Source organism: Roseobacter insulae (assembly GCF_019375555.1).
Classification (GTDB): domain Bacteria; phylum Pseudomonadota; class Alphaproteobacteria; order Rhodobacterales; family Rhodobacteraceae; genus Roseobacter; species Roseobacter insulae.
Map to the genome: position 1 here is coordinate 1,128,006 of NZ_JAHXDN010000001.1, position 16,464 is coordinate 1,144,469.

Below are 16,464 nucleotides of genomic sequence, written 5' to 3' on the forward strand. Positions count from 1 at the left end.
TCGTCGGGGGCGAGCGGCGGAGAAGAGAGGCAACCGGATGCAGGTCACACATGCGCCACCTCCATCCCGTGTGCGCCGCCCATCATCAGACCGATCTGTTCGACAGTCAGCCCATCGGTGCTGCGCGGGTCTGACAGGCGCCCCTCGTTCAATGCGGCGAAACGGTCGGAAATTTCCATCAGTTCATCCAGATCCTGACTGATCACGATGACCGCAGCACCCGCTTCGGCCAGATCCAGCAGGGCCTGCCGGATCGCTGCCGCAGCCGAGGCGTCCACCCCCCAGGTGGGCTGGTTCACCACAAGTATTTCCGGTCGTTGCAGGACTTCGCGACCAATAACAAACTTTTGCAGGTTCCCGCCGGACAACGACCTTGCCGCGTTGCCCGGACCCGGTGTGCGGACGTCAAAGGTTTCGATAATCTTTTCCGCAAAACCCCGTGCGGCCGGCCAATTAAGAAACCCGCGGTTTTCCAACCCCTCCCGGGCAGCGCCGGTCAGCATCGCATTTTCCGTCAGGGACATGTCCGGTGCGGCAGCATGGCCCAGACGCTCCTCGGGTGCCGCGAGCAGGCCGATGGCGCGCCGGGCATTTGGCCCAAGCTTGCCGATATCGACATTTTTCATCTTCAGCGTACCAGGGGGCGCAAGCATCTCGCCAGACAGCGCGGCCAGCAATTCGTCCTGACCGTTGCCTGCGACGCCGCCGATGCCCAGTACCTCTCCTGCGCGCAGCTTCACCGAGATATCACGAAGCGGCATGCCAAAAGCGGATGGAGAGGGCAGCGAAAGACTGTTCAGTTCAAGCACGGTGTCACCCGGTGTTACTCCGGCGCGCGTTGGGGTGCCGAGGACTTTGCCCACCATCATCTCTGCCATTTCGCGCGCCGTGGTTTCCTTGGGCACACACGTCCCGACCACTTTGCCCAGCCGCAGGATCGTTGCTGAATCGCACAGGGTTCTGATTTCCTCAAGCTTATGAGAAATATAAAGAATTGCGGTGCCATCGGTGCTGAGCTTGTGCAGCGTTTCGAACAGGATATCGACTTCCTGCGGCGTCAGAACGGATGTGGGTTCATCCATGATCAGCAGTTTCGGCTCTTGCAACAGGCAGCGGATGATTTCGACGCGCTGCCGCTCCCCTGCGGACAGGTCACCGACGATGCGATCCGGCGCCAACGGGAGCCCGTATGTGTCGGACACTTTTCGGATCTGGTCGGACAACGCGCTGAGCCTCGGCGCATTTTCCATGCCAAGCGCAATATTCTCCGCCACGGTCAGGGCGTCGAAAAGCGAGAAGTGCTGGAACACCATGCCAACCCCCGCCGCCCTCGCCGCGCGTGGCTCGGACGGGGCATAATCGGCCCCGTGCATCCGCATCTCGCCGTGATCGGGTTTGACCAAACCGTAGATCATCTTGACCAGCGTGGATTTGCCCGCACCGTTTTCGCCCAGCAGCGAATGCACTTCTCCCGGTGCGATTTCGAGGGAGACGTTGTCATTCGCCACAACGCCGGGATACGCTTTTGTCAGGTCTTTCAGGGACAGCAGGGGTGTCATGGTGCCCGATCCACTGCGTCGCCATAAGGCCCCGGTTGTTCTCTTGCGGCGGGGGCAGTTACCATGCCGGTCTCAGGCCCAGTTGCAGGATTGTCCACGGCCTGAGCCCCTGTTTCTCCGGTGAGGCGAAACGCAATTTTCATTCGGCCAGATCCGCCGCGGTACCAGTGGTCCCTTTTGTGCCATGCGTTCGATGCGGCGTAGAACGGCAGGCGGGAAATAACCAAGCAGAGGCTAAGCGGGCGTTGTGTCCTTTTGCAAGCAAAAAGGCGGTTTTCTACTATCGCTTGTGCCTCGACCTGTCGAAAATGACTTTTGGATTGTCTTCTGGCTGGTGGTGGCGAGACGCCTCCACTAGGGTCGGAGCATGAGCATAAATCCCCGATTCATTCACCTGCGCAGCCATTCGGAATACTCGCTTCTGGAAGGTGCGTTGCGTCTTAAAAAGCTGCCGGAGCTGTGCCGCAATGCTGATATGCCAGCGCTGGCGCTGACGGACACGAACAATATGTTCGCCGCGCTGGAATTCTCTGTCGCGATGTCCGGGGCAGGGGTACAGCCGATCCTGGGGTGTCAGGTCGATCTGACCTATGTTGAAACCCGTCCGGGAGAGAAGCCGCGCGCACCTGCGGCGGTGGTTCTTCTGGCGCAATCGGAAACCGGATACGAAAACCTGATGAAGCTCAACTCCTGTCTCTACGTCGACAAGGGGGGAGCCTTGCCGCAGGTCACTCTGGATCAGTTGGAAGCACACGCGGGGGACGTGATCTGCCTGACCGGCGGTCCGGATGGCCCCGTCGGCAAGTTGCTGCAAGCAAGCCAGGTGCCTGCCGCGCAGGCCTTGATGGACCGGTTGAAAGCGGCCTTCGGGGACAGGCTTTATGTTGAATTGCAGCGCCATCCGGGAGAAAGCGGCCAACCCGAAGCGGAACGTCTGACTGAACGCGGCTTCGTCGAGATGGCTTACGACATGGATCTGCCGCTGGTTGCCACCAACGATGTCTATTTCCCGAACGCGGACATGTACGAGGCCCACGATGCACTGATCTGCATCGCGGAGGGCGCATATGTCGACCAGCAGCAAGAGCGTCGCCGCCTGACCGCGCAGCATTACTTCAAATCGCAATCCGAGATGGTCACGCTTTTCGCGGACTTGCCGGAGGCGGTCGAAAACACGGTGGAGATCGCGAAACGCTGCGCCTTTCAGGCCTACAGACGCGACCCGATCCTGCCGAAGTTCGCCGATAATGAGATTGCGGAGCTGCGACGACAGGCGCACGACGGGTTGAAGAACCGCCTCTCGGTCATCCCCCACGCCACCAGTGTCGAGGAATATGAAAAGCGGCTTGATTTCGAACTGGGCATCATCGAAGGTATGGGGTTTCCGGGGTACTTCCTGATTGTCGCCGACTTTATCAAATGGGCCAAGGACGAAGGTATTCCGGTGGGGCCGGGGCGCGGATCGGGTGCGGGATCACTGGTGGCCTACGCGCTGACCATTACCGACCTTGATCCGTTGCGATACAACCTGCTGTTCGAACGTTTTCTGAATCCGGAGCGGGTGTCGATGCCGGACTTCGACATCGACTTCTGCATGGACCGGCGTGAGGAAGTCATCCGCTACGTGCAGGAGAAATACGGCCGCGACAGGGTCGGTCAGATCATCACCTTCGGGGCGTTGCTTTCCAAGGCCGCCGTGCGGGACATCGGGCGCGTGCTGCAAATGCCCTACGGCCAGGTGGACCGGCTGTCCAAGATGATCCCGGTCGAAGGCGTGAAACCCGTCTCCATTGAAAAAGCCCTGGCCGATGAGCCGCGGTTGCGCGAGGAGGCCCGCAACGAAGAAGTGGTCGCGCGTCTGCTGGAATACGGGCAGCAGGTCGAAGGATTGCTGCGGAACGCGTCAACCCACGCGGCGGGCGTCGTGATCGGGGACAGGCCGCTGGACGCGCTTGTGCCGCTCTATCAGGACCCGCGCTCCGATATGCCCGCAACCCAGTTCAACATGAAATGGGTAGAACAGGCCGGGTTGGTGAAATTCGACTTTCTGGGCCTGAAAACCCTGACGGTAATCCAGAACGCCGTGGACCAGATCAAGGCGTCGGGGCGGCATCTGCACATTGCCGCAGACGGCACCGAACTGTTTGACCCACCCGAAGGGCTTAGTGACGATATCGGCACGATCCCGCTGGATGATGAGGCCTCGTACAAGCTCTATGCCTCCGCCAAGACGGTTGCAGTGTTTCAGGTGGAAAGCTCGGGTATGATGGATGCCCTCAAGCGTATGAAACCCACTTGTATCGAGGATATCGTAGCGCTTGTCGCGCTCTACCGGCCCGGCCCGATGGAGAATATTCCGACCTATTGCGAGGTCAAGAACGGGCTGCGGAAACTTGAGTCTATCCACCCATTGATCGACGATATTCTCAAGGAAACCCAGGGCATTATCGTGTACCAGGAACAGGTGATGCAAATCGCGCAGGTTATGGCGGGTTACAGCCTGGGCGGCGCGGACCTGCTGCGCCGCGCGATGGGTAAAAAGATTGCCGAGGAAATGGCCAAGGAACGCCCCAAGTTCGAAAAGGGCGCGATGGAAAACGGCGTGGACAAGAAAAAGGCCACCGAGGTTTTCGATCTGTTGGAGAAATTCGCGAACTACGGGTTCAACAAGTCGCACGCCGCCGCATATGCCGTGGTCAGCTACCAGACCGCGTGGCTCAAGGCGAACCATCCCGTCGAATTCATGGCCGGCGTCATGAACTGCGACATCCACCTGACAGATAAACTGGCGGTATACTTCGAAGAAGTCCGCAAGCGGCTGGAACTGCCATGGGTGCCGCCCTGCGTAAACCGGTCCGATTCGACATTTAAGGTTGTGGACGGCGCGCTTGTCTATGCATTGGGCGCGCTCAAGAATGTTGGCGTCGAGGCGATGAACCTGATCACCGAAGGCAGGGGCGATAAACCCTTCGCCACTCTCTTCGATCTGGCGCGCCGGGTCGATCTCAAGCGGGTTGGCAAGCGACCGCTGGAAATGCTGGCACGCTCGGGCGCTTTTGACCAGCTGGATTCCAATCGCCGCCGGGTCTTTGGGGCGCTCGATGCGCTGGTGGGCTACTCCGCCGCAATCCACGAGCAGAAGGCCTCCAGCCAGGTGTCGCTGTTCGGCGAGGCAGGTGAGGACCTGCCTGAACCCCGCCTGCATCCCGTGGACGACTGGTTGCCGGCGGAACGTCTGGCCGAAGAATTCAAAGCCGTGGGCTTTTACCTCTCTGGCCACCCTCTGGACGACTATATGGGACCGCTCAAGCGCAAGGGCATTCTGACACTCGACGAGGTCATGGCAAAAGCTGAAAGCGGTCCGTTGAATGCGAAGCTGGCCGGTATCGTTGCCGGGCGACAGGAACGCAAATCAGCGCGCGGCAATCGGTTTGCGTTCTGCCAGATGTCCGATACCACGGGCGCTTACGAGGTTACGCTGTTTTCCGAGACCCTTGAGAAGTCGCGCGAACATCTGGAAACCGGTGCGAAGGTTGTTGTCGCGGTGGAGGCCACGCTGGAGGCCGATCAGCTGAAGCTCCTGGCCCGGTCCGTATCCCCCATTGATGCGGTGACTGCGGACGCGGGGGGCATGGGCCTCCGGGTCTTTGTGGACGCGCCCGAGGCCATTTCAGCAGTGGCCAGCGTTCTTGAAGGTGCCGCCGAGGCGGTCAAAAGCGCTGGGCGGGGTCCTGTCGAGTTTTGCCTGATGGATCCCAGTCTGCCGGGAGAAGTCGAGGTTGAACTCGGCCAGCAGTTCGTGGTGAACCCGCAGATCAAGGGCGCGATTAAATCGCTGAGCGGCGTGCTGGAGGTCGAAGACCTCTAATAATGCGGCGGCCGTTCGTCACCAACCACGATTCCGCCTGATTGCTGCGCCTCGCGCTCCCCCTCGCGCTGCATCAGCATGTGGACACGGCGCGTCAGCGTCGCGATCTCCGTCTCCTGTCTGGCAACCACATCGGACAGGTCGTCGACCGTACGCGTGAGGTGCGCAATCTGTTCTTCGAGCTTTTCCACGGTGATGTCCTCTTGTAGGCCCTGCGCCTAGCACGCGGCGCGCGCGCGATAAAGAGGGCGCTGCACCGCCTTGTCTGTAGCCGCCCCTTCCGCTAGACCGCGCGCGAACCCAAAAGCCAAAGGTAATTCCATGGCCAAGCCCAAGAAGACACCCCGCCCCAAGGCCGAGACGCCCAAGGGTTTCCGCGATTATTTCGGTGCAGAGGTCACTCAGCGCGCCGAGATGCTGCGCCGGATTGCCGGGGTCTATCATCGGTATGGGTTCGATGCGCTGGAAAGCTCGGCGGTCGAAACGGTGGAGGCATTGGGCAAGTTCCTGCCCGACGTCGACCGCCCGAACGAGGGCGTCTTTGCCTGGCAGGAGGACGCGGAGGCCGACAAGCCGGGCGACTGGCTGGCCCTGCGCTATGACCTGACAGCGCCCCTGGCGCGGGTCTATGCGCAGCATCAGAACGATCTGCCCAAGCCTTACCGCCGCTATGCGATGGGCCCGGTCTGGCGTAACGAAAAACCCGGCCCGGGGCGGTTTCGGCAGTTTTATCAATGCGATGCGGATACAGTTGGCGCGCCCTCCGTGGCGGCGGACGCGGAGATCTGCGCGATGCTGGCCGACTGCCTCGAAGAGGTCGGCATCCCGCGCGGCGACTACGTCATCCGCGTGAACAACCGCAAGGTGCTGAACGGCGTGCTTGACTTAGTGTTTGGATTTGACGCTGTTTCCGAAGACAAAATGCTGTCGGCGGTGTACGACTCGGAAACGCGAAAAGATGAAATCCTCCGGGCGATCGATAAGTTCGACAAGTTTGGAAGCGAAGGGGTTGCACTTCTCCTAACTGGTGGTCGCAAGGACGAATCTGGAGACTTCACCAAGGGGGTCGGATTAGACACTCACCAGGCTGATCTTGTGCTGTCTTTTCTTGAAAGCAGAGGTGCCTCGAACGCAGCCACAATAAGCAATCTCAAAAATCTTTTAGGAGGCGCAATTCGAGGCCTTGATGGCGTCTCTGAACTTGAGCACATCGTCCACTTGCTCGAAGCAGGCGAATACTTTGAAGATCGGATCGTCATCGACCCGTCCGTGGTACGCGGCCTTGGCTATTACACCGGCCCCGTCTACGAGGCGGAACTGACCTTCGACATTCAGGACGAGAAGGGTCGCACGCGCAACTTTGGCTCTGTTGCTGGCGGCGGGCGCTATGACGATCTGGTCAAGCGGTTCACCGGGCAGGAAGTGCCCGCAACCGGTATCTCCATCGGCGTAGACCGGCTGCTCGCCGCGCTGCATGCCAAGGGGCGGATGCAGACCCGGGAGGATGGCCCCGTGGTGGTGACCGTCATGGACCGTGACCGCATGGCCGACTATCAGGCCATGGTCGCGGAATTGCGGCAGGCGGGCATCCGGGCGGAGGTCTATCTTGGCAATCCCAGGAATTTTGGCAACCAGCTGAAATATGCGGACCGTCGGGGCAGCCCGGTGGCTGTGATCGAAGGCGGGGACGAGAAGGCGCGGGGGGTCATCCAGATCAAGGACCTGATCCTGGGCGCAAAAATCGCCGAAAGTGCCACGCTGGAAGAGTGGAAGGACCGCCCCAGCCAGTTTGAGGTCCCGTGCGATCAACTGGTTGCCAGGGTCCGCGACATTCTCAAGCAGCACGGCTTGGCGGGGGGCGAGGCTGGGCAATGATCACCCGCGCCAAAACGCTCGCGCGCGCGGCAGAGTTGCGTGGCGACTTTGAAGCCGCGGGCGCTGTCTCGGTCGAGACGCCGATCCTGCAGCCTGCGCGGACATTGCTTGACCTTTACGGCGAAGAAATTCGCGCCCGTGCCTACATCACCTCCGATGCGCTGCGCGGTGAACAGATGCTGCGCCCGGATTTCACTGTCCCCGTGGTGCAGATGCACATGGCCCACGGCGCGGAACCCGCGCGCTACACCTATTCGGGCGAGGTGTTCCGGCGTCAGGAACATGACCCGGACCGGGCCAACGAATTCATTCAGGTTGGCTTTGAGGTGTTCGACCGCACGGACCCGGCCGCCGCCGATGCCGAAGTCTTCGCGCTGCTGGCGGAGGCGGTCGTGCATCTGAACCTGCGCGCCGCAACGGGTGATATCGGGATTTTGATGGCCGCCGTCAAAGGGTTGCGTACAACAGCGCCTCGCAAGGCAGCTCTCTTGCGGCACATATGGCGCCCCCGGCGGTTTCGCGCGCTTTTGGAGCGTTATGCCGGGCGTGTCCCGCTGACGGCGGAGCGCCGCAAACTGCTGGCAGGTGAGCTGCCGCTGCCGGATGTGCCGCTTGTCGGAAAGCGCAGCCAAAGCGAGATTGACAGGCGAATTGAAACCCTGCGGCAGGACGCGGCCGCGCCGCCGCTGTCGACGGGGGAGGTTGAGCTGCTCGATGCGTTGCTGAGCGTCCGCGAGACCACGCCTTTCGCGCTGGAACGATTGCGTGACATCGCCGTCGATCTGCCGTCGATTGCACGGGCTGTATCGGGGGCCGAAGCACGTGCCGAGGCGCTGGCTGATCGTGGTGTGGACGTGGAAGACCTGTCCTTCGAGACAAGCTTTGGCCGGACGTCGATGGAGTATTATGATGGCTTCGTTTTCGGCTTTTTCAGCGCCACGAGACCGGATCTGCCGGCCGTTGCCTCGGGAGGACGATATGATGCGCTGACCAGCCGATTGGGCGACGGCGGCGAAATACCTGCCGTGGGTGGCGTCCTGCGACCGGGCTTGATGCTGGAACTGGAGGCTTTGGGATGACGGTCAAACTGGGTGTCCCGTCCAAGGGCCGGTTGATGGAAAAGACGTTTGACTGGTTCAGACAACGCGGTGTCGTCTTAACCCGCACCGGGTCCGAACGCGAATATGCGGGCACGGTGGACGGTATCGACGGCGTGGCGCTGGTTTTATTGTCCGCAGGTGAAATCCCGCGCGAGCTGGCAGCCGGCCGCATTCATTTCGGCGTGACGGGAACCGACCTTGTGCAGGAGAAACTGCCTCTCTGGGAGCAGCAGCTGGAGTCTCTGCAAGAGCTGGGTTTTGGCCAAGCCGATCTGGTGATGGCGGTGCCGAAGGCCTGGGTCGATGTCGACACGCTCGACGATCTCGATGCGGTCGCAACGGCTTTCAGGTCAACACATGACATGCGGCTGCGGATCGCGACGAAGTATCACCGGCTTGTGCGTGAATACCTGCGCCACGGCGGCGTGGCGGATTACGCCTTGGTGGACAGCCAGGGCGCAACGGAGGGGACGGTCGCAAACGAAACGGCGGAGGCCATTGCGGATATCACCTCAAGCGGCGAGACGCTGCGGGCCAATCATCTCAAGGTGTTGTCGGACGACCCTATTTTACGTTCGCAGGCGACGCTGTGGCGCAGCCGCGTTGCGGATGTCGGGGACGCTGATCGCGTGGTGATCAAGAGCCTGATGACACAGCTGTCGCTGTGAGCGTCAGAGCACGCCGATTTCGGCCAGCGCGCGGTTAAGGTCCACCGGCAGCGGTTCTTCGGAGGCGCGGCCTTTCGGCAGGTCCGGCGGCGCATCGCCCACCGGCAGATACCGCCAGCCCTGAAACGGGCGTTTGAGGCTGCTTTGTGTACGGATCACATCCGGATCGAGCACGATGGCGCAGCGGCGGATGCCATCGCCGCCTGTCACTTCGTCCAGTCTCAGGACCCGTTGGCGGCATTGCAGCATGCCTTTGACGACCCAGTAGATCGAGCCGCCGTTCAGAATTTCCGCCGCGCGTTTGGGCCACATTCGCGTGATGTGGCGTGGCAGCCCGTCCGGTCCCTGTGCCCGTTTGGTGGCTTGCCATGCGATCAGGCTGTCCACGCTTTCCGAGCCGACAGAGAGTTTGATCAGGTTCACGGACTTATCCACAGGGTTTCCCACGCCTACATACACAGAATCTCGAAATCATAGCATATATCGTAGTACAATTGCCCAAAGCTTCAATGGGTGGTAGATTGGCGATCTGATGATCGCCAGCAAGGAATCGACGCCATGACGCGTTTTGCCGCCCCCATCGCCGAACAGATATGGGATATGAAGTACCGTTTCAAAGAGGCCGACGGCACGCCGAAGGATGTGACGGTTGAGGATACGTGGCGACGCATCGCGCGCGATCTGGCCAAGGTCGAGCAGGAGCCGGAGGTCTGGGAAGACCACTTTTACGCGGCGCTGGAGGATTTTAAATACCTGCCTGCAGGTCGGATCACCGCCGGGGCCGGGACCGCGCGGTCGGTCACCTTGTTCAATTGCTTCGTGATGGGCACGATACCAGACAGCATGGGCGGCATCTTCGAAATGCTTAAGGAGGCGGCCCTGACGATGCAGCAGGGCGGCGGCATCGGCTATGATTTTTCGACCATCCGGCCCAAGGGGGCGGATGTCCATGGTGTTGCGGCGGATGCCTCGGGGCCCCTGAGCTTCATGGACGTATGGGACGCCATGTGCCGGACCATCATGTCGGCAGGATCGCGCCGCGGCGCGATGATGGCGACCATGCGCTGTGATCACCCCGACGTAGAGGATTTCATCGCGGCCAAATCTGATCCGGCGCGCCTGCGGATGTTCAACATGTCCGTTCTGATCACCGATCCCTTCATGGAAGCGGTCAAGGCGGATGCGCCTTGGGACCTGGAGTTCGATGGCAAGGTTTATCGTACGGTGCAGGCCGTGGATCTGTGGAACCGGATCATGCAGGCCACTTACGATTACGCCGAGCCCGGGGTGATTTTCATTGACCGGATCAATGCCGCGAACAACCTGAACTACTGCGAGACGATTGCGGCGACCAACCCCTGTGGTGAGCAGCCATTGCCGCCCTATGGCGCGTGCCTTCTGGGGTCCATCAACCTTGCGCGTCTTGTAACTGAACCGTTCGAGGATGCTGCCGTACTGGATGAAGACGCATTGCAGGAGCTGGTCGCGACGGCCGTGCGGATGATGGACAATGTCGTCGATGTGTCGAGGTTTCCCCTGGACCCGCAGGCAGGTGAAGCGCAGGCAAAGCGCCGGATAGGGCTTGGAGTGACCGGACTGGCGGATGCGCTTTTGATGGTCGGCTTGCGATATGGTTCCGACGAGGCGGCGCGTCAGACGCAAGACTGGTTGCGCCGGATCGCCCGCGCCGCGTATCTGGCGTCGGTGCAATTGGCGAAGGAAAAAGGCGCGTTTCCGCTTTTTGATGCGGAGGCCTATCTTGCCTCTGGTACCATGCAGGCCATGGACGATGACTTAAGGGACGCCGTGCGCAAACACGGCATTCGCAATGCATTGCTGACATCCATCGCGCCTACAGGCACGATCAGCCTTTATGCCGGGAACGTGTCTTCCGGGATCGAGCCGGTTTTTGCCTATGCCTACACCCGCAAGGTTCTTCAGAAAGACGGATCGCGCACCGAAGAAGAAGTGGTGGATTACGCGGTCAACCTCTGGCGCGAGAAGTTTGGCGAGGCCGCTTTGCCAGATCATTTCGTCAATGCGCAAACACTTGCGCCCGCGGATCACGTCAAGATGCAGGCAGCGGCCCAGAAGTGGGTCGACAGTTCGATTTCGAAAACAATCAACTGTCCGGAAGACATCAGTTTTGACGCCTTCAAGGATGTCTACATGCAGGCCTGGGACACGGGGTGCAAAGGGTGCACGACGTATCGTCCCAATGCGGTGACGGGCTCCGTGCTGAGTGTCGCCGAGGAGAAACCCGCAGGCGACGCACCCGAGGTCATCACCTCGTCAGATGTCGAGCCTGCCACACCGCATGGCGATGTCATTTACATGTCGGAACCGCTGGACCGACCAAGCGAACTGGAGGGCAACACGTACAAGGTCAAATGGCCAGACAGTGAGCATGCACTCTATATCACGATCAATGATATCGTGCTGGGCGGGCACAGGCGGCCGTTCGAGGTGTTCATCAATTCCAAGAATATGGAACACTTTGCCTGGACCGTGGCGCTGACCCGGATGATATCGGCGGTTTTCCGGCGCGGGGGGGATGTGTCTTTTGTCGTTGAAGAGTTGAAAGCAGTGTTTGATCCGCGCGGTGGCGCCTGGATGCAGGGGAAATATATTCCATCCATCCTTGCCGCGATTGGCGGCGTGATAGAACAGCATATGATTGCGACCGGTTTCATCGCAGGGGAAGGTATGGGCCTGAAGTCGGACCCGCAGGCGCAGGTTGTGGGTCTCGATACATCTCGCGGGCAAGCCTGCAGCAGTTGTGGCCAATATGATCTGCGTATGGTCGAGGGATGCATGACCTGCGGCAGTTGCGGCTATTCCAAGTGTGGTTAGGCAGTGTAAAAGCTAACTTCTTGCTGTGAAATGACCCGTAAATCTTCCATTTCGTTGTAACTCGTGTGCATTCCCTTCACATCGCACGTGTATTTACCAGATTTTGGGAGCACAAGTAGGGCAAAGTCTTGGAGCAGCTGCGGGTCGTTACAGCGCATCACCGTTCTTAGATTTTGATGTGCCCTCAAACGAGAACGCATCGAGCACTAGACTAAGGTACTCGGCCCACTGGGGTCGCAACTTCAGGTGTGCCGGTGTTCACTTCATTCAGCATTACGTGACCAAATTTTTGCTCGATTTTTGTTGTCACTATTGTCTGCAGCCTGCGAGGCGCCAGATAATCTCGGCGTTTTTCTACTCCGCAACATCGTTACTTATCAGTATCTAAAAATTTCTCGTCCGGCGACACGGCATCAGCGACGACCCTCAAGAAGTGTTCTGGTGACGTGGTCAATGCCCGGGCCAATGTCACCAACTCTGGAACGTCAATGCGTCGCTGTTTGGTCTAAATTCTAGTAACGAAAGACTGGTTGCTCTTTAATCCTTCAGCCAATGTTGCCTGGGAGAAGCCCTGTTCCTTGTGGGAAGATATAAGTGCGGCGATCAGCGCAAGATGCCCCGACGAGCGGAGAGATGTCTGACGTCAGCGCCTGTTGGTCCAACTAGGCCGCGTTGATAAGAGTGGGTTTGTTGCTCATCGTAAACACCCGGGAGTGGACGATGAGAAAGACAACGAAGAGCCCTGGCGAGAAGGTCGTCTTCGCTGGCAGGGTGCGATCCATAGTACCGGCTGCCCCGGCTGATCCCGAGCAGATCGGCCCGACGCGTGAAGCTCAGATTGCGGGGTCGATCCTTCAATTCTTTGCGCTCGGCAGCAGACCGGCCTTGTCGAGTGCCCCGCCTAAAGAGCCAATTTTCCAGCATCAATTGGCCAATCTTCGCGTGCAATGATTTCACGTCGATCTCGGATACCGTCGAGGCCTTGGGACGATAGCACAAGACAATTTCGGTCACACTGGAAAGGTAGCCATGGCCCGGAGCAAACAGGGCCATGGCCTTCATTTCAGACTTTCAGGTCGCAACCTCGGTTACGATCCCGGCGCCAACGGTCTTGCCGCCCTCACGCAGGGCAAACCGGACACCTTTTTCGATGCCAACGGGCTTGTGCAGGACAAACCCGACCTTGGCCTGAGATCCCGGGAGAACTGGCATGCCCTCGGAGACATCAATCACACCGGTGATATCCGTTACTCCGAAAAAGAATTGCGGGCTATAGCCGGTCGAAAAGGCTGTATGACGCCCGCCTTCCTCGGCAGTCAGCACGAAGATCTCAGCCCGGCCCTTTTGGTAGGGCTGGATGACACCCGGTGCACTGAGGATTTGGCCACGCTGGACCTCATCCCGCTTCAAGCCGCGTAAAAGCAGACCGACATTCATGCCAGCCTTTGCTTCGGGCACGTCCTTGCGGAAGGCCTGCGTGCCCGTCACGATCAACTCGGCGCCGTCATTCGACAAGCCAATCACCTCGACTGGCTGACCAACCTTGATGACACCTCGCTCAACCCGGCCAGACACGACCGTGCCACGGCCCGGAATAGTGTGCACACCTTCGATCGGCATCATGAACGGGCTGTCATAGTCCCGCACAGGGTCCGGAAAATGACGGTCCATTGCATCTACCAGCTCTTTGATGCAGGCCATCTCGGGAGCGTCCAGATCGCCGCGCAAAGCCGCCTCAAGCGCCTGCAACGCAGAACCAAAGATGAAGGGTGTATTTTCATACCCCTGCGCCTCCAGCAGCGCGCCGGTCTCCAGCTCGATCAACTCGGCCATTTCAACGCGCTCGACATCCGACAGCATGTCCATCTTGTTTACAAAGACAACCATGTTTGCGACATTCACCTGACGGGCGAGCAGGATGTGCTCGATTGTCTGTTTGGCCGCGCCCTCGGTGCCGTCGATCAACAGGATCGCGCCATCCATCTGAGACGCTCCGGTGATCATGTTCTTCACATAATCGGCGTGTCCGGGACAGTCGATATGGGCATAGGTCCGGGTCTCGGACTCATACTCCACGTGACTGGTGTTGATCGTGATCCCACGTGCCTTTTCCTCGGGAGCCTTGTCGATCTGATCGAAGGACAAAGCTTGCCCGCCCAGGCGCGCGGCCTGGATCTGCGTCAGGGCCGAGGTCAGGGTGGTTTTCCCATGGTCGACGTGACCAATGGTGCCGACGTTCACATTCAGTTTCACAGCCATTTCTTTTCTCCTTTGGCTCATGAGCGCCGCCCCACACACGCTGGCCAAGCGCATATGAGACGGCCATTGGCATTGGCGCGCCAATCTCAAATCGGACCGGATGCAGATGGCATATGGCCCGAAATTCGAAACCCCGGAGGCGGCGGCCATCCGGGGTCATAAATCTGAACCAAGCGGAGGCCTCAGCCTCCGGAAATCTCTTTCAGAGGCGGTTTAAAACTCCCATGAATCGACTGCAGACGCGTCAGCATGAACTGAAGCGGCACTCAGATTCTGAATTTCAAAAACCGATTTCATGACGGTATCCTCTGATTTGAGCCGACTGGTTAGGTGCTTGTCCTGCGCAATGCAAGGAAATTCCTATTGGAGCTTTTCTGTGGACTATCCAACCCTTGGGGTTAGATCAGTGACACAGGTTATTGTCGTAACCATAACACAGCCTAGGGGCAGTACCCTCAATCATGGTTTCTGATGCCATGCCCGGTATTGATTTTTAACCGCGCTACGATTATCCGACGCATTCTGTCTCACCCCCGAACCCCACGGAAGACCCATGTAACGCCTGCGCACATATCTAGCTTTTAACCCGATCATATTGGCCGGGTGCTTTTTGTGTGAACTCGATACATTGTGAGACAGTTATGAAAATCTACAAATATCCGCGCACGCGGCATATTGAAGGTTCGCGCCTTCAAGTTGGTGACATTGCGGACGACAAACCCATCAAAGAGTTGGCTGGCCAACATCTGACCGTCGAGGAAAAGCTCGACGGTGCCAATTCCGCCGTTTCGTTTGACGAAGAAGGAAACCTGCTGCTGCAAAGCAGGGGGCATTTTCTGCTGGGCGGAGGCAGGGAGCGCCACTTTGCGCTCTTCAAAACCTGGGCTGCGGCGCATGCACATGTAGTCTATCCCGTGCTTGGCCATCGCTATGTCATGTATGGCGAATGGATGTATGCCAAGCACACGGTCTTTTACGACCGTTTGCCGCATTACTTCATGGAGTTTGATGTACTTGACCGTGAAACAGAGACGTTTCTGAGCACAGCCGCGCGCCGATCCTTGTTGACGGGTTTGCCGGTGATGCCGGTGCCGGTCGTGCATGAAGGCGCGCTTAAGTCGGTCGATCAACTCAATGCCATGGTCAGGCACACGCCCTACAAATCGGAGAATTGGCGGGAGGTATTGGCAGAGGCGGCGGTTCAGTCGAATAGCCGCCCCGATATGGTTGAGCAACAGACTGAAGACAGTGACTTGGCCGAGGGGCTGTACATCAAACAAGAAAGTGCAAACCGCGTGCAGGATCGGTTCAAGTTTGTACGGGCTGACTTCCATCAGGCGATTCAGGCCTCGGATGGCCACTGGCAGGATCGACCTATCCTGCCCAATGCTCTGGCCAATGGGGTCGATATATTCGCACCCCGACTTGGTTTGGAAGGAGCCTATGATGCGTAATCTGGCAAAACCCACTGTGGCGCATCAGCCGTTGTTGTCGTTAGTTCCGATCCGCCCGGCCCGGCACCCGGATTGGGATACGATCTGACCTCTTTGGCCCGAATTGGCCGCGCTGGACGATTGCCCGCAGAACCCTATCCACCAGGCTGAGGGAGATGTGGGTACTCACACGTGAATAGTGGTCGAGACACTCGTGGCAGATGAAGAATGGCAGACACTGTCGCCGAATAAGCAGAGCTATCAATTCGATCCGCGAGGAATTGGACGTGTCAGCGACAGACAATCAGGGGCAGGTCATTAAGGCGGCCCATGCACGTGCGCGGGAGCATCTCCGGGCGGGCATGGATTTTGTCCAGAACGCAGCAAACGTTACGTGGCGGAACAGGTCAAAGATATTGCGGCTCCTCCGGGACTATGGCGCGCATATTGAGATCGCCTGTATCGAGGCGGGTTCCGAACAGCTTTACCGGAACAACCGAGACAGGCCAGATGCGGTTTTCGACCATCTTGCAAAAACCGGGAGCCACTTGTAACTTGGAAAGCGCATCGAATTACCGACAATGTATGATGCTGTCACCCCAATGACCACCGGAACACAGTCGTGTTGCGATTTGGTCACTCAGCGATATCGGTGTGTTAAAAAACCTTTGAAGGAATCATCGATCCACAATAGGTGACGGTCTCCAATTGGTCCATAGGACCCAAATCGTAACCCCACACAGAAAAGGGACACATATGAATATTCGTCATTTTGCCCTTCCAGGGCCGATCAACACCTAAGCTGAAATCAGATCAGGTTTGATCCAGTTCGCCGGCTCGCCGTTGGCG

11 protein-coding genes are annotated in these 16,464 nt (G+C 58.9%); 7 read left to right on the forward strand and 4 right to left on the reverse strand.

All coding sequences use genetic code 11. The annotated features are described in order from the left end of the window. Positions 1-44 precede the first annotated feature (44 nt). Complete coding sequence (locus KX928_RS05435) at positions 45-1,559, reverse strand: ABC transporter ATP-binding protein (protein ID WP_219499754.1); 1,515 nt, start codon at positions 1,557-1,559, stop codon at positions 45-47. Positions 1,560-1,926: 367 nt separating this feature from the next. On the opposite strand from KX928_RS05435, the gene dnaE reads away from it, so the two are divergent. Then, complete coding sequence (gene dnaE / locus KX928_RS05440) at positions 1,927-5,427, forward strand: DNA polymerase III subunit alpha (RefSeq protein ID WP_219499755.1); 3,501 nt, start codon at positions 1,927-1,929, stop codon at positions 5,425-5,427. Here dnaE and KX928_RS05445 read toward each other — a convergent pair. Further along, positions 5,424-5,618, reverse strand: coding sequence for a SlyX family protein (locus tag KX928_RS05445; RefSeq protein WP_219499756.1), 195 nt, complete (start codon positions 5,616-5,618; stop codon positions 5,424-5,426). The two genes, dnaE and KX928_RS05445, sit on opposite strands and share 4 nt — an antisense overlap. Before the next feature lie 130 nt (positions 5,619-5,748). Here KX928_RS05445 and hisS point away from each other — a divergent pair, with 130 nt between their 5' ends. Genes hisS through hisG form a run of 3 tightly spaced genes read left to right on the forward strand, consistent with a single transcriptional unit; the run spans position 5,749 to position 9,070 of the window. Beyond that, a complete protein-coding gene (gene hisS, locus KX928_RS05450) occupies positions 5,749-7,302 on the forward strand; it encodes a histidine--tRNA ligase (RefSeq protein ID WP_219499757.1) in 1,554 nt (517 codons plus the stop codon). Further along, positions 7,299-8,381: an ATP phosphoribosyltransferase regulatory subunit gene (locus KX928_RS05455; RefSeq protein ID WP_219499758.1), complete on the forward strand. Its 1,083-nt coding sequence runs from the start codon at positions 7,299-7,301 to the stop codon at positions 8,379-8,381. The genes hisS and KX928_RS05455 overlap by 4 nt, the downstream gene beginning before the upstream one ends. After that, positions 8,378-9,070: an ATP phosphoribosyltransferase gene (hisG, locus tag KX928_RS05460; protein WP_219499759.1), complete on the forward strand. Its 693-nt coding sequence runs from the start codon at positions 8,378-8,380 to the stop codon at positions 9,068-9,070. The genes KX928_RS05455 and hisG overlap by 4 nt, the downstream gene beginning before the upstream one ends. Positions 9,071-9,073: 3 nt before the next feature. Here hisG and KX928_RS05465 read toward each other — a convergent pair whose 3' ends face one another. Beyond that, complete coding sequence (locus tag KX928_RS05465; RefSeq protein ID WP_219499760.1) at positions 9,074-9,505, reverse strand: DUF1489 family protein; 432 nt, start codon at positions 9,503-9,505, stop codon at positions 9,074-9,076. A 123-nt stretch (positions 9,506-9,628) separates the two neighbouring features. On the opposite strand from KX928_RS05465, the gene KX928_RS05470 reads away from it, so the two are divergent. Beyond that, complete coding sequence (locus tag KX928_RS05470; protein WP_219499762.1) at positions 9,629-11,923, forward strand: adenosylcobalamin-dependent ribonucleoside-diphosphate reductase; 2,295 nt, start codon at positions 9,629-9,631, stop codon at positions 11,921-11,923. 1,071 nt (positions 11,924-12,994) lie between these two features. On the opposite strand, the gene KX928_RS05475 is transcribed toward KX928_RS05470, so the two are convergent. Further along, the gene (locus KX928_RS05475) at positions 12,995-14,182 is read right to left on the reverse strand and encodes an elongation factor Tu (protein WP_444518278.1); all 1,188 of its coding nucleotides are present in this window, start codon (positions 14,180-14,182) and stop codon (positions 12,995-12,997) included. Positions 14,183-14,823: 641 nt separating this feature from the next. On the opposite strand from KX928_RS05475, the gene KX928_RS05480 reads away from it, so the two are divergent. Then, positions 14,824-15,636, forward strand: coding sequence for an RNA ligase family protein (locus tag KX928_RS05480; RefSeq protein ID WP_219499766.1), 813 nt, complete (start codon positions 14,824-14,826; stop codon positions 15,634-15,636). 266 nt (positions 15,637-15,902) lie between these two features. Further along, on the forward strand, positions 15,903-16,169 hold the full coding sequence (locus KX928_RS23945; RefSeq protein ID WP_308342214.1) for an AAA family ATPase: 267 nt from the start codon (positions 15,903-15,905) through the stop codon (positions 16,167-16,169). Positions 16,170-16,464: the final 295 nt, after the last annotated feature.

Excerpts from the sequence above, each read along its gene's own strand:
- KX928_RS05435 (WP_219499754.1), bottom strand. The coding sequence starts at position 1,559 with ATGACACCCCTGCTGTCCCTGAAAGACCTGACAAAAGCGTATCCCGGC.
- dnaE (WP_219499755.1), top strand. The coding sequence starts at position 1,927 with ATGAGCATAAATCCCCGATTCATTCACCTGCGCAGCCATTCGGAATAC.
- hisS (WP_219499757.1), top strand. The coding sequence starts at position 5,749 with ATGGCCAAGCCCAAGAAGACACCCCGCCCCAAGGCCGAGACGCCCAAG.
- KX928_RS05455 (WP_219499758.1), top strand. The coding sequence starts at position 7,299 with ATGATCACCCGCGCCAAAACGCTCGCGCGCGCGGCAGAGTTGCGTGGC.
- hisG (WP_219499759.1), top strand. The coding sequence starts at position 8,378 with ATGACGGTCAAACTGGGTGTCCCGTCCAAGGGCCGGTTGATGGAAAAG.
- KX928_RS05470 (WP_219499762.1), top strand. The coding sequence starts at position 9,629 with ATGACGCGTTTTGCCGCCCCCATCGCCGAACAGATATGGGATATGAAG.
- KX928_RS05475 (WP_444518278.1), bottom strand. The coding sequence starts at position 14,182 with ATGGCTGTGAAACTGAATGTGAACGTCGGCACCATTGGTCACGTCGAC.
- KX928_RS05480 (WP_219499766.1), top strand. The coding sequence starts at position 14,824 with ATGAAAATCTACAAATATCCGCGCACGCGGCATATTGAAGGTTCGCGC.